The sequence below is a fragment of the Stappia sp. TSB10P1A genome (assembly GCF_900185725.1).
GTDB lineage: Bacteria > Pseudomonadota > Alphaproteobacteria > Rhizobiales > Stappiaceae > Stappia.
The window spans coordinates 66,997-80,774 of sequence record NZ_FYAU01000020.1; the positions used below are offsets into that span (position 1 = coordinate 66,997).

Here is a 13,778-nt window from a genome sequence, read left to right on the forward strand (position 1 = left end):
GTCAGCTCCGGAACAGGCCGCGCTTGCCGAACAGGGCGGCATCGCCCGCCTCGGCAAGGTCGTGATAGGCGGTGACGCGGGCGATCTTCTCCGCGCTGCCGAAAACGAAGGGGGTGCGGGCATGCAGGCCGGCGGCCGACTGCCGCATCAGGTCGTCGATGCCGTCGGTGGCGCTGCCGCCGGCCTGGGTGACCAGAAAGGCGATCGGCGCGCATTCGTAGAGGAAGCGCAGCCGGCCCTTCTCGTAGCCCTTGCGCCGGTCGGCCGGGTAGAGAAACACCCCGCCGCGGGTGAGGATGCGATGCGCCTCGGCCACCAGCGAGGCGACCCAGCGCATGTTGAAGCCCTGGCCGTTGCGGCTGAGGGCGCCGGTCACCATGTCGTCGATGAAGGCCCGGATCGGCGCGTCCCAGTGATGGTAGTTCGAGGCGTTGATGGCGTATTCGCTGGTCCGGGGCGGGATCGTCATCTTCGCGGCGGCCGGACGGAAGCAGCCCCGCTCCCGGTCGAGCGTGAACTTCAGCACGCCCTCGCCATGGGTGACGACCAGCAGGGTCTGCGGGCCGTAGATGATGTAGCCGGCGGCGATCTGCTCGTTTGCCGGGCGCAGGAAGCTCGCCTCGGCGCTGCCCTCGGCGGGATAGATCGAGAAGATCGTCCCGATCGAGACGTTGACGTCGATGTTCGACGAACCGTCCAGGGGGTCGATGGCGAGCGCCAGGCTGCCGCCGTCCGACATCTCCAGGATGTCCTCCTGCTCTTCCGAGGCGAGGTAGCGGATGGCGGAGCCGCGCAGGGCGTCGATGAAGGCCTCGTCGGCGATCACGTCGAGCAGCTTCTGCCGGTCGCCGCCGGCGTTCTCCTCGCCGGAATTCGAGCCGAGATCGCGGGCCGCGTCTCCGGCAGCGATGAGGCGAGACAGGGCCGCGCCGGTGCGGCAAAGACGCTCCAGCACGTCCTGCAAGGCCGCCGACACGGCGAGTGTCGGCAGGATCTGCTCCTCGGGCCGCATCGTTTCCTCCCAGATATGCTGCCTTGGTCGTGCAGTCTTGCCTTGCCGGGTCTTTCGTGAAAATTTAATAATTCTTATTTCGGAGAAGGATTTTTTGAATGTACCATCTGGACGCGGTGACGCTGAAGCAGTTGCGGGCGCTGGCTGCCGTCGATCGCCACGGCAGCATGGCGGCGGCCGGCGCCGCGCTCGGCCTGACCCCGCCGGCGGTGCACAGCCAGCTCAAGGCGCTGGAACAGGCCTTTGGCCTTGCCTTGCTGCAGCGCAGTTCAGACGCCGCCGGATCGAGCCTGACGGAAGAGGGGCGGGTGTTGCTGGAAGCCCATGTGCGGATCGATACGGCGCTGACGCAGGCGGCGCAGGAGATTCGCGCCCTGTCGGAGGGGCTGGCCGGGCGGGTGACCCTCGGGGTCGTCTCGACGGGCAAGTATTTCGCGCCGCGGCTGGTCAAGACCCTGCACACGCTGATCCCCAACATCGAGCTGGTGCTGCGCGTCGGCAACCGAGACCAGGTCATCCGCGACCTGGAGAACCGGGCGGTCGATCTCGCCATCATGGGGCGCCCGCCGCGCCAGCCGCTGGTCGAGGCGTCGGCGCTCGGCGAGCATCCGCATGGGTTGATCGCGCCGCCGGACCATCCGCTTGCCGGACGCCCGGCCCTGTCCGCCGCAGATCTCCTCGGCGAGACGCTGATCTCCCGCGAGCCGGGGTCGGGAACCCGCATCCTGATGACGCGCTATCTCGACCGGCTGGGCGACGGGCAGGTGTTCCGCCTGGTGGAGATGGGCTCCAACGAGACCATCAAGCAATCGGTGATGGCGGGGCTGGGACTTGCGTTCCTGTCGCTGCACACCGTGACGGAGGAACTGCGCCACGGACAACTGGTCATGCTGGCCGCGCCGCAACTGCCGATCCTGCGCCACTGGTTCCTGGTGCACCGGGCGGAATATCCGCTCCGGCCGGCGGCAAAATCCGTCGCCGAGGCCGTGCTCGGGCTGAAGGGCACCTATCTGCCGGCCGTCCACGGGCTTTCGGATGACGGCTGACGGGAGCGGCGCACGGTGCCCATTTCCACGACCGCGCCGGAGGGGTAAGGTGCCGCCTGGAGGAAACGATGGCCCAGCAGATAACACTTGATCCGGCGCAGCGCCCGAACGCGCTCAGCGACGAGGTCTGGATGGAGGTGCTGTCCGCCGTCGACCGGACCTATGCCGACCTTGTCGAGTATCAGGAACGGCTGGAGCGGCAGAACGCCGAGCTGGAGGCGATGCGCCGGTTCCTGGCCTCGATCCTCGCCTCCGTGTCCGACGTGCTGATCATCCTCGACCGCAACGGCGACATCGAGGAGACCTCGGCCTCCTTGCTGCGTCATCTCGGCGTCGAGCACGACCAGGTGACCGGGCGTCCGGTGGCCAGCCTCTTCGTGCGCGACGAGCAGGCGGCGCTGGCCGGCGCGATGACGCGGGTGATGCAGACCCGCCAGCCGGAGACCATCGAGGCGCATCTGGTGGCTGAGGCCGGCGCGATGCCGCTGGAGCTGAACCTTGCCCCGCGCCTCGACGAGCGCGGCCGGCTCGCCGGTCTCGTCCTGTCCGGCCGCTCCGTCGGCGAGCTCCGGCAGGCCTATTCGGCGCTGGCCCGCAGCCATGACGAGCTGAAAGCCGCCCAGGCGCAACTGGTGCGCAACGAGAAGCTGGCCTCGCTCGGCCGCCTGCTCGCCGGCGTCGCCCACGAGCTCAACAATCCGATCAGCTTCGTCTATGCCAATGCCCATGCGCTGGAGCGCTACACCGGCAAGTTCGAGACCTATTTCCAGCGGGTCCAGGAGGGGGCGGGGCGCGAGGAACTCGTCGCCTTGCGCGAGCAATTGCGGCTCGACCGCGAGGTGCGCAACCTGCGCGAGGCGGTGCAGGGCGCGCGCGAGGGGGCCGAGCGCGTGCGCGACATCGTCGAGGACCTGCGGCGTCTGTCCGCCGACGGCGCGGGCGAGATGGTGCCGTTCGATCTGGTCGAGACGACGGCGGTTGCCGCCAACTGGGTGTTGCGCGGTGCCCGCCGGCCGGTCGCGGTGGCGGTCTCCGGCCGCGAGCGGCTGATGGCCGTCGGCCGGCCGGGGCACATCCAGCAGGTGATCATGAACCTCGTCCAGAACGCGGTCGACGCGCTGGAGGGGCAGGCGGACGCGCGGATCGAGATCCGCCACGAACTGGTCGACGGCTACGCCAGGGTCAGCGTCAGCGACAACGGCGCGGGCGTGCCGGCGAGCCTGCAGCACGAGATCTTCGACCCGTTCTTCACCACCAAGCCGGTCGGCAGCGGCACCGGGCTCGGCCTGTCGATCAGCCACAAGATCGCCGAAGAGCATGGCGGTCGCCTGCGCCTGTGTCCGGCGAGCCGCGGCGCCTGTTTTCAACTCGATCTGACCCCGGCGGAGGAAGGCGGGCGATGAACCTCCTTTGGCTGCAAAGTGCGGGATGCGGCGGCTGTACCATGTCGCTGCTCTGCGCGGAAAATCCCAACGTTTTCGAGCTGCTGTCCGACGCGGGCCTGCGGGTGCTGTGGCATCCCGCGCTCAGCCTGGAGACGGGCGCCGAAGTGAGGTCGCTGCTCGGCGACATCGTCGAGGGGCGCCTGGCGCTCGACATCCTCTGCGTGGAAGGGGCCATCGCGCGCGGGCCGCGCGGCACCGGCCGCTACCAGATGCTCTCGGGCACGGGCGTCTCCATGCTCGACTGGGTGCGCCAGCTCGCCCCGCTTGCCGGTCATGTCGTCGCCGTCGGCTCCTGCGCGGCCTATGGCGGCATCACCTCTGCCGGCGGCAACCCCTCCGACGCGGCCGGGCTGCAATACGAGGGCGCCCATGCCGGCGGCATCCTGGCGCCGGATTTCCGGGGCCGGCTCGGCCTTCCGGTGATCAACGTCGCCGGCTGCCCGACCCATCCGGACTGGGTGAGCGAGACCCTGTTGCTGCTGAAGGCGGGCGTCTTCGGCGCCGGCGACATGGACGCGCTCGGCCGGCCGAGGTTCTATGCCGACCATCTGGTCCATCACGGCTGCCCGAAGAACGAGTTCTACGAGTACAAGGCGAGCGCGCGGGAGCTGTCCGAGATCGGCTGCATGATGGAGCATCTGGGCTGCGTCGGCACCCAGGCGGTCGGCGACTGCAACATCCGGCCGTGGAACGGGGAGGGCTCCTGCACGCGCGGCGGCTATCCCTGCATCGCCTGCACCGCGCCGGAATTCGAGGAGCCGCGCCACCCCTTCACCGAGACGCCGAAGATCGCCGGCATCCCTGTCGGCCTGCCCTCCGACATGCCCAAGGCCTGGTTCATGGCGCTGGCCTCGCTGTCCAAGGCGGCAACGCCCCAGCGCATCGCCCGCAATGCGGTCGCCGACCGCGTCATGGTTCCTCCGACGATCCGCAAGCCGCGCAGATGAGCGAAGGACGCCTGATTGTCGGTCCCTTCAACCGGGTTGAGGGGGACCTTGAGGTGCATCTCGACCTGGCCGACGGGCGAGTGCGCAGCGCCCGCGTCAACGCCCCGCTCTATCGCGGCTTCGAGCGGATGCTCGAGGGCAAGGACCCGCGCGATGCGCTCACCATCACGCCGCGCATCTGCGGCATCTGTTCGATCAGCCAGTCGGCCGCCGCCGCCCGGGCGCTGGCGGACGCGATGGGCCTTGCCCCCTCGCCGCAGGGCCTTTTGGTGGCGCAACTGATCCATGCGGTGGAGAATGTCAGCGACCACCTGACCCATTTCAACCTGTTCTTCATGCCGGACTTCACCCGCCCGGCCTATGCGGCGCGGCCCTGGCACGGGCAGGCGGTCTCCCGCTTCACGGCGATGGAGGGCAGCGCGCAGCGGGCGGCGGTCGAGGCGCGGGCGGGGCTGATGCACATCCTCGGCATGCTGGCGGGCAAGTGGCCGCACACGCTGGCGATCCAGCCGGGCGGGGTCACCCGCGCGCCCGGCCCGCGCGACAAGGTGCGGCTGGCAACCCATCTGCGCGCCTTCCGCCGCTATCTGGAGACGGTGGTGTTCGGGGCTGATGTCGAGGCTTTCGCGGACCTTGCCTCCGCCGACGAGCTGATGCGCTGGACCGGCGGCGATGCCGGCCTGTTCCTGGAGATCGCCGCCGACACGCAGCTTGCCGGGCTGGGGCGCGGTGCCGGCCGCTATCTCAGCTTCGGCGCCTATCCGCTGGCGGGCGGCTACGGGTTCCGCCCCGGCGTCTGGGAGGGCGGCTTGAGGCCGCTCGATACGGGCGCGGTGATCGAGGATGTCAGCCATGCCTGGATGCTGGGCGACGCCGCGCACCCCTTGGCCGGCGCGACCCTTCCCGACGAGGACATGCGCGAGGACGCCTATAGCTGGTGCAAGGCGCCGCGCCTGTCGGGGCAGCCGATGGAAACGGGAGCGCTGGCGCGGCAGGTGGTCGACGGCCATCCGCTGGCGCTCGATCTGGCGCACCAGGGGGGCGTGCTGGCGCGGGTGGCGGCGCGGCTACTGGAGATTGCCCGCACCCAGATCCTGATGGAGCACCTGGTCGCCGCCATCGAGCCGGGTGCGGGCTTCATGGTATCCGGCCGCCTGCCGCAGCGCGCTGTCGGCGTCGGCCTGGTCGAGGCGGCGCGCGGCGCGCTCGGACACTGGCTGCGGATCGAGGGCGGCCGCATCGTCGGCTACCAGATCATCGCCCCGACCACCTGGAACTTCAGCCCGCGCGATGCCGCCGGCATTCCGGGGCCGCTGGAGGCGGCGCTGGTGGGCACGCCGGTGGAGGACGGCGAGAGCACGCCGGTCGCGGTCCAGCATGTGGTCCGCTCCTTCGATCCCTGCATGGTTTGCACCGTGCACTGAGGCTAGCGGGAGGCGGTCATGGTCGAAGGCTGGATCATCCGGGTGCGTGGCCAGGTGCAGGGGGTCGGCTTCCGTCCCTTCGTCTGGACGCTGGCCCGCCGACACGGCCTGCGCGGCTTCGTGCTGAACGATCCGGAAGGGGTGCTGATCCATGCCGCCGGACCGGGCATCGACAAGCCGGACAGCGAGGGGCCGGGTCTCGATGCCTTCGCTCTGGCGTTGCGGACGCAGGCGCCGCCGCTCGCCCGCGTCGACGCGGTCGAGTGCCGGCCGGCCCGCTTCGACGACCTGCCGCCGACCTTCGAGATCCGCGCCTCGGCCGGTTCGGGCGCCGAGACCCGGGTGACGCCGGATGCGGCAACCTGCGCCGCCTGCGCGGCGGAAATCGTCGAGCCGGGCCGCCGCCGGGGTTATGCCTTCACCAATTGCACCCATTGCGGTCCGCGCTATTCGATCCTGTGCAGCCTGCCCTATGACCGCGCCCGCACCGCCATGTCGGTCTTTGCCATGTGCCCGGATTGCGTGGCGGAGTATTCCGACCCTGCCGACCGGCGCTTCCACGCCCAGCCGATCGCCTGCCCGGCCTGCGGGCCGAGGCTGTGCTACGAGGAGGGCGGGCGCGAGCGTCCCGGCGATCCCCTGACGCTGGCGGTGGAGCGGCTGCGGGCGGGCGGGATCGTCGCGGTCAAGGGGCTTGGCGGCTTTCACCTGGCCTGCGACGCCGGCAATGCCGACAGTCTCGCCCTGCTGCGCCGGCGCAAGCGCCGCCCGGCCAAGCCCTTCGCGCTGATGGCCGCAGAGGCGCATCTTGCGGCGGTGGCCGATCTGTCGCCGGCGGCGCTGGCGCTGCTGCGCGATCCGGCCGCGCCTGTGGTGCTGGTCCCCTCCCGCCGGGTGCTGCCCGAAGCGGTGGCGCCGGGCATGACCTCGCTCGGCGTCATGCTGCCCTACACGCCCCTGCACCACCTGCTGCTCGCCGCGTTCGGCGGCGTGCTGGTGATGACCTCCGGCAACCTCTCCGGCGAGCCGCAGGTGATCGGCAACGACGAGGCGCGCGAGAAGCTTGCCGCCTTTGCCGACGGGTTCCTGCTGCATGACCGCGACATCCTGCGCCGTCTCGACGATGGGGTGGAGCGGGCCGAGCCGCCGATGGTGCTGCGTCGCGCCCGCGGCCGGGTTCCCGGCACGCTGCCCCTGCCGCTCGGTTTCGGCGCCGGACCGCAGGTTCTGGCGCTGGGCGGCCAGATGAAGGGCGCCGTCTGCCTCGTCAAGAACGGCCAGGCGCTGCTGTCGCAGCATCTCGGCGACCTCGACGATGCCCTGACGCTGGACGAGTTCCACAAGGCCATCGCCGATTGCACGGCGCTGTTCGACCATCGGCCCGAGCGGGTCGCCATCGACCTGCATCCGGACTACCGGGCAAGCCAGGCGGGCGAGGCGACGGGCCTGCCGGTGACCCGCGTCCAGCATCACCACGCCCATCTCGCCGCCTGCCTTGCCGACAATCTCTGGCCGTCGGATGCCGGGCCGGTGGCCGGGATCGTGCTCGACGGCACCGGCCTTGGGACCGACGGCACGCTGTGGGGCGGCGAGGTGCTGCTCGGCGACTATGGCGAGTTCGAACGGATCTGCCGGCTGCGCCCCGCACCGCTGGCCGGCGGCGACCGCGCCGCGCTGGAGCCCTGGCGCAACCTGCTGGCGCGCCTCGACCAGGCGGAACTCGCGGGAGGCGCGGACGATCTCGCGCAGCGGCTGATGGCCGGCCGGCCGGTGGAGCAACTGCGCGCCGCCCTGCGCGCGGGGATCAACGCGCCGCTGTCCTCCTCCGCCGGGCGTCTGTTCGATGCGGTTGCCGCCGCGCTCGGCCTTTGCCCCGACGCGCAGAGCTACGAGGGCGAGGCGGCGATGCGGCTGGAGGCGATGGCGGTGAGCGCGCCCGCCTATCCGTTCGCGGTGAGCGGGGGGGAGATCGACCCCGCGCCGATGATCCGCGCCCTGCTTGCGGATCTGGCGGGGGGCACCTCCCCGGCACGGATCGCCGGCGCGTTCCATGCGGGGCTCGCCCGCGCCTTCTGCGTGCCGGCTCGCGATCTCGTCGAAACGGGGCGGGCGCGGGCGGTCGCGCTCACCGGCGGCTGTTTCCAGAATGCCCGGCTGCTCGAGGCCTGTCAGGCCGAACTGTCCGGCCTGCCGGTGCTGGTCCATCGCCAGGTGCCGGCCAATGACGGGGGCCTTGCCCTGGGCCAGGCCCTCGTCTGCCTTGCCCGCGCCGGGGCGGAAGCGGGCTGACCGCCTGGCTCTGTCCGGCGGTCAGGGGCTTGACATGCGTCGGACGCGAAAAATCCGAAAAATCGGATCAAGCTGTTGATATCAAAAAGGTAATTTTTATTTCTGCGTCAGGTGTTTTTCTGCAGGCGCGGGGAGGGCGCGGCACGACATCATCCTCTCGGTACGGTCGAAACACGACATTTCACGCACCGAGGGAGGACACCTTGTCGCAAGTCGAAACCTTTTACGACGTGATGCGGCGCCAGGGCATTACCCGGCGAAGCTTCATGAAATACTGCAGCCTGACGGCGGCCGCGCTCGGCCTGGGCCCGTCTTTCGTTCCCAAGATCGCCCATGCGATGGAGACCAAGCCGCGCACGCCGGTGATCTGGATCCACGGCCTGGAATGCACCTGCTGCTCGGAGAGCTTCATCCGCTCGGCCCATCCGCTGGCCAAGGATGTGGTGCTGTCGATGATCAGCCTCGACTATGACGACACGCTGATGGCGGCGGCCGGCCATGCGGCCGAGGCGGCGCTGCAGGACACGATCGACCGGTACAAGGGCAACTATATCCTCGCCGTCGAGGGCAATCCGCCGCTCAACGAGGACGGCATGTACTGCATCGTCGGCGGCAAGCCGTTCGTCGACCAGTTGCGCCATGCGGCCGAGCATGCCAAGGCGATCATCTCGTGGGGCGCCTGCGCCTCCTATGGCTGCGTGCAGGCGGCGGCGCCCAACCCGACCCGCGCGACGCCGGTGCACAAGGTCATCCTCGACAAGCCGATCATCAAGGTGCCGGGCTGCCCGCCGATCGCCGAGGTGATGACCGGCGTCATCACCTATATGCTGACCTTCGACCGGCTACCGACGCTCGACCGTCAGGGGCGCCCGGCGATGTTCTATTCCCAGCGCATCCACGACAAGTGCTATCGCCGGCCGCATTTCGACGCCGGCCAGTTCGTCGAGACCTGGGACGACGAAGGCGCCCGCAAGGGCTTCTGCCTCTACAAGATGGGCTGCAAGGGACCGACCACCTACAACGCCTGCTCCACCATCCGCTGGAACGAGGGTGTCTCCTTCCCGATCCAGTCGGGCCATGGCTGCATCGGCTGCTCGGAGGACGGGTTCTGGGATCAGGGCAGCTTCTATGACCGGCTGACCAACATCAAGCAGTTCGGGGTCGAGGCGAATGCCGATCAGGTGGGCATGACGGCCGCCGGCGTCGTCGGCGGCGCCGTGGCGGTGCATGCGGCGGTCTCGGCGCTGAAGCGCGCGCAGAAGAAGACCCAGGACAAGGTGGAGGCTTGAAACGATGACCGCAACTCCGAACGGTTTCAACCTCGACACCTCGGGCCGGCGCATCGTCGTCGATCCGGTGACCCGCATCGAGGGTCACATGCGCTGCGAGGTCAATGTCGACGAAGGCAACGTGATCCGCAACGCCGTGTCCACCGGCACCATGTGGCGCGGCCTCGAAGTCATCCTCAAGGGACGCGACCCGCGCGATGCCTGGGCCTTCACCGAGCGCATCTGCGGCGTGTGCACCGGCACCCATGCGCTGACCAGCGTGCGCGCGGTCGAGGACGCGCTGGGGATCACCATCCCCGACAATGCCAACTCGATCCGCAACATCATGCAGCTCAACCTGCAGATCCACGATCACGTGGTGCATTTCTACCATCTGCACGCGCTGGACTGGGTGAACCCGATCAATGCCTTGCGGGCCGACCCGAAGGCGACGTCGGAGCTGCAGCAGGCGGTCAGCCCGAGCCATCCGCTGTCGTCGCCGGGCTATTTCCGCGACGTGCAGAACCGGCTGAAGAAGTTCGTCGAATCCGGCCAGCTCGGCCTGTTCAAGAACGGCTACTGGGACAATCCGGCCTATCTGCTGCCGCCGGAAGCCGACCTGATGGCGACGACCCACTATCTGGAGGCGCTCGACCTGCAGAAGGAGATCGTCAAGGTCCACACCATCTTCGGCGGCAAGAACCCGCATCCGAACTGGCTCGTCGGCGGCGTTCCCTGTCCGATCAACATCGACGGCGTCGGCGCGGTCGGGGCGATCAACATGGAACGGCTGAACATGGTCAGTTCCATCATCGACCTGTGCAACACGTTCAACCGCAACGTCTACATCCCCGACGTGATCGCCATCGGCGGTTTCTACAAGAACTGGCTCTATGGCGGCGGCCTGTCGGGCCAGGCGGTGCTTGCCTATGGCGACATCCCCGAGCATCCGAACAATTTCGATGCGGGGCAGTTGCACCTGCCGCGCGGCGCCATCATCAACGGCAACCTCAACGAGGTTCACGACGTCGACCCGCGCGATCCCGAGCAGGTGCAGGAGTTCGTCGACCATAGCTGGTACACCTATGCCGAGCCCGGCAAGGGCCTGCATCCCTGGGACGGCGTCACCGAGCCGCGATACGAGCTCGGCCCGAAGGCCAAGGGCACCCGCACCAACATCGAGGAACTGGACGAGAGCGCCAAGTATAGCTGGATCAAGGCGCCGCGCTGGCGCGGCCATGCCATGGAGGTCGGCCCGCTGGCCCGCTATGTCGTCGGCTACGCCAAGGGGCACGAGGACATCAAGAACCAGGTCGACGGCCTGCTCAGGACGATGAACCTGCCGGTCTCCGCGCTGTTCTCGACCCTGGGACGCACCGCGGCGCGCGCGCTGGAGTCCGAATATTGCGGGCGCCTGCAGAAATACTTCTTCGACAAGCTGGTCACCAACATCAAGAACGGCGACCAGTCGACGGCCAATGTCGAGAAATGGGACCCGAAGACCTGGCCGAAAGAGGCCAAGGGCGTGGGCATGACGGAGGCGCCGCGCGGCGCCCTCGGCCACTGGATCAGGATCAAGGACGGCCGCATCGACAACTACCAATGCGTCGTTCCCACGACCTGGAACGGCAGCCCGCGCGACACCAAGGGCAATATCGGCGCCTTCGAGGCCTCGCTCATGAACACCTACATGGAGCGCCCCGACGAGCCGGTGGAGATCCTGCGCACGCTGCACAGCTTCGACCCGTGCCTGGCCTGCTCCACCCATGTGATGTCGCCCGACGGCGACACGCTGACCACGGTCAAGGTCCGCTGAGGGAGGGAACCCCATGAATTACGCAGTCTTTCTGGGAGCCCTGCTCCTGTCGACCCCGGCCCTGGCCCATACCGGCCATGGCGAGACCTCCGGTCTCCTCGCCGGGCTCCTGCACCCGGTCCTCGGCCTCGACCATCTGCTGGCGATGGTGGCGGTCGGCATCTGGTCGGGCCTTGCCCTGCCCCGGCATCTCTGGGGCGGGGCGGCCGCCTTCCTCGGCGCCATGCTGGCGGGGGCGGGCCTCGCCTTCGCCGGGATCGCCATGCCGGCGGTCGAGACGCTGATCCTCGCCTCGGTGGTGATCTTCGGCCTCCTGGTGCTGGTGGCGAAGCCGGACATGCCGGCCGCGCTCACGGTTGCGGCGCTCGTCGCGATCGGCTTCTTCGCGCTCGGCCACGGCCATGCCCATGCCAGCGAGGCGGAGGGCGGCGCCATCGCCTATGTCGCGGGCTTCGTGATCGCCACCTCGCTCCTGCATGTGGCGGGCATCGGCGTCGCGCGCGGCATCGCCGGCAAGCTGGTGCTGCAGCGCGTCCTGGGCGGCGCCATCGCGGTCGCCGGCCTGCTGCTGGCCGCATCATGAGGAGGCGGAGATGAACAAGGACAGCCATGCCCTCGAACTGGAGGCGGAACTCGCTTCGGCCCAGCGGCAGTCATCGGTCTATGTCTACGAGGCGCCGGTACGGATCTGGCACTGGGTGAACGCGGCGGCGATCCTGGTCCTGTGCGTGACCGGGTATTTCATCGGCAGCCCGCCGCCCTCGGTCGGCCAGCACGAGGCCTATGACCAGTTCCTCTTCGGCTATATCCGCTTCGCGCATTTCGCCGCGGGGATGATCCTGACCGTCGGGTTTCTCGGCCGCATCTACTGGGCGATCTTCGGCAATCACCATGCCCGGCAGCTCTTCTATCTGCCGGTGCTGAACGGGCACTGGTGGCGCGAGATCTGGTTTGAGATCCGCTGGTATCTGTTCCTGGAGAGCGAGCCGAAGAAATATGTCGGCCACAATCCGCTGGCCCAGCTCGCCATGTTCTTCTTCATCACGATCGGCGTGAGCTTCATGATCGTGACCGGCATGGCGCTTTACGCAGAAGGGGCGGGCCAGGGGTCGCTGTACGACGATCTGTTCGGCTGGGTCATCGGCCTTGTCGGCAACACCCAGCGGCTCCACACGCTGCATCATCTCGGCATGTGGTGGATCGTGATCTTCATGATCGTGCATATCTATGTCGCGATCCGCGAGGACATCATGAGCCGGCAGTCGATCGTCTCGACGATGATCTCCGGCCACAGGACCTTCAAGGACGACCGCATGGACTGAACGTCCCGTTCGGGTGGCGGCGGAATGCCGTCACCCGACTCACGCCGAGAGGGTGGAAGATTTCTTTCCATAGATTGTCGTTTTTGGAAGGGTGATTTGCGGCTTACTGTTGTCGCGAGGGGCGAAAAATCCGCCTATCTCCTTGTAGCAATTGATAAATAATATTTATTAGCGGTTCGCGGAAAAACCTGCCGCCGAACCGGCGGTTGGCCTAGTCTTCCCTCAAAGGGCAAAAGCCCGCATGCGAGCACCGTTCCGGGGAGGGGGACATGCCAGCGACCGAACCATCTTCCATTCTTGTTCTGGGCATTGGCAACGTCCTGTGGGCCGACGAAGGCTTCGGCGTGCGCTGCGTCGAGGCGCTGGCCTCCGCCGTCGCCCTGCCGGAGCGCGTCCGCCTGCTCGATGGCGGCACGCAGGGGCTCTATCTCCTGCCGTTTCTGGAGGAGGCGGATGCCCTTCTCGTCTTCGATGCCATCGATTACGGCCTGGAGCCCGGCACGCTGAAGCTGGTGCGCGACGACGAGGTGCCCGCCTTCATGGGCGCCAGGAAGATGAGCCTTCACCAGACCGGTTTCCAGGACGTGATTGCCACCGCGCAACTGCTCGGGCGCTGTCCGCACAAGCTCACGCTGATCGGCTGCCAGCCGGTGGAGCTGGAGGATTACGGCGGCGGTCTGCGGCCGCAGGTCGCCGAGGCCATTCCCGGCGCGCTGGACCTCGCCCGCGCCGAACTGGCCGCCTGGGGTGTGGAGATTGCCGCCGGCCGCAGCGCGGCCGATCTTGCCGATCCCTCGATCCGCCGCACCGCCTATGAGCAGGGGCGTCCCTCGGCGGAGGAGGCCTGCCGCACCGGCGACGCCCGCTTCTTCCCCGGGAGCCTGTGATGTGCATCGGCGAGCCGGCGCGGCTCGTCTCTCGCGACGGGATCGCCGGCACGGCGACGATCGACGGCCGGGAGACCCTGATCGACCTCTCGCTGACGCCCGACGCGAAGGCGGGCGACTGGCTTCTCTGCTTTCTCGGCACGGCCCGCGAGATCATCGCAGCGCAGGAGGCGGCGGCGGTCGCCGCCGCGCTGGAGGGCCTGCGGCGGGTCATGGCCGGCCAGGATCCGGGCGCGGCCTTTGCCGACCTGGACGCGCGGGAACCCGAACTGCCGCCCCATCTTCAGGCCGCTCTCGCGGCCGGTCACAGCCAGGGATGATC

The 13,778-nt window shown here is 68.7% G+C and carries 12 protein-coding genes; 11 read left to right on the forward strand and 1 reads right to left on the reverse strand.

Translation table 11 applies throughout. The features are described from left to right. Window position 1: 1 nt before the first annotated feature. Window positions 2–1,012 carry a class 1 fructose-bisphosphatase gene (locus TSB10P1A_RS08270; RefSeq protein WP_186387439.1) on the reverse strand — a complete coding sequence of 337 codons (1,011 nt, stop codon included), beginning with the start codon at window positions 1,010–1,012 and terminating at the stop codon, window positions 2–4. A gap of 98 nt (window positions 1,013–1,110) precedes the next feature. Between TSB10P1A_RS08270 and cbbR the strand changes: the two genes are divergently transcribed. The 11 genes from cbbR (at window position 1,111) to TSB10P1A_RS08325 (ending at window position 13,776) form a co-directional block, all read left to right on the forward strand. Continuing rightward, window positions 1,111–2,058 (forward strand): LysR family regulator CbbR, encoded by a 948-nt coding sequence (gene cbbR, locus TSB10P1A_RS08275; protein WP_186387440.1) that lies wholly within the window; start codon window positions 1,111–1,113, stop codon window positions 2,056–2,058. A 68-nt stretch (window positions 2,059–2,126) separates the two neighbouring features. Beyond that, complete coding sequence (locus tag TSB10P1A_RS08280) at window positions 2,127–3,461, forward strand: sensor histidine kinase (RefSeq protein WP_186387441.1); 1,335 nt, start codon at window positions 2,127–2,129, stop codon at window positions 3,459–3,461. Further along, window positions 3,458–4,450, forward strand: a complete 993-nt coding sequence (locus TSB10P1A_RS08285; protein WP_186387442.1) for a HupU protein — start codon at window positions 3,458–3,460, stop codon at window positions 4,448–4,450. Before TSB10P1A_RS08280 ends, TSB10P1A_RS08285 begins: the two co-directional genes overlap by 4 nt. Further along, window positions 4,447–5,874, forward strand: coding sequence for a nickel-dependent hydrogenase large subunit (locus tag TSB10P1A_RS08290; protein ID WP_186387443.1), 1,428 nt, complete (start codon window positions 4,447–4,449; stop codon window positions 5,872–5,874). Before TSB10P1A_RS08285 ends, TSB10P1A_RS08290 begins: the two co-directional genes overlap by 4 nt. 18 nt (window positions 5,875–5,892) lie before the next feature. Continuing rightward, window positions 5,893–8,163: a carbamoyltransferase HypF gene (gene hypF / locus TSB10P1A_RS08295; protein ID WP_186387444.1), complete on the forward strand. Its 2,271-nt coding sequence runs from the start codon at window positions 5,893–5,895 to the stop codon at window positions 8,161–8,163. A gap of 203 nt (window positions 8,164–8,366) precedes the next feature. Further along, window positions 8,367–9,452, forward strand: coding sequence for a hydrogenase small subunit (locus TSB10P1A_RS08300; protein WP_186387445.1), 1,086 nt, complete (start codon window positions 8,367–8,369; stop codon window positions 9,450–9,452). Window positions 9,453–9,456: 4 nt separating this feature from the next. Beyond that, window positions 9,457–11,247: a nickel-dependent hydrogenase large subunit gene (locus TSB10P1A_RS08305; protein ID WP_186387446.1), complete on the forward strand. Its 1,791-nt coding sequence runs from the start codon at window positions 9,457–9,459 to the stop codon at window positions 11,245–11,247. A 13-nt stretch (window positions 11,248–11,260) separates the two neighbouring features. Further along, window positions 11,261–11,830, forward strand: a complete 570-nt coding sequence (locus TSB10P1A_RS08310) for a HupE/UreJ family protein (protein WP_186387447.1) — start codon at window positions 11,261–11,263, stop codon at window positions 11,828–11,830. A 10-nt stretch (window positions 11,831–11,840) separates the two neighbouring features. Then, window positions 11,841–12,569, forward strand: coding sequence for a Ni/Fe-hydrogenase, b-type cytochrome subunit (gene cybH, locus TSB10P1A_RS08315; protein WP_186387448.1), 729 nt, complete (start codon window positions 11,841–11,843; stop codon window positions 12,567–12,569). 269 nt (window positions 12,570–12,838) lie between these two features. Next, on the forward strand, window positions 12,839–13,456 hold the full coding sequence (locus TSB10P1A_RS08320) for a HyaD/HybD family hydrogenase maturation endopeptidase (protein ID WP_186387449.1): 618 nt from the start codon (window positions 12,839–12,841) through the stop codon (window positions 13,454–13,456). Beyond that, window positions 13,456–13,776: a HypC/HybG/HupF family hydrogenase formation chaperone gene (locus TSB10P1A_RS08325; protein WP_186387450.1), complete on the forward strand. Its 321-nt coding sequence runs from the start codon at window positions 13,456–13,458 to the stop codon at window positions 13,774–13,776. The genes TSB10P1A_RS08320 and TSB10P1A_RS08325 overlap by 1 nt, the downstream gene beginning before the upstream one ends. Window positions 13,777–13,778 lie beyond the last annotated feature (2 nt).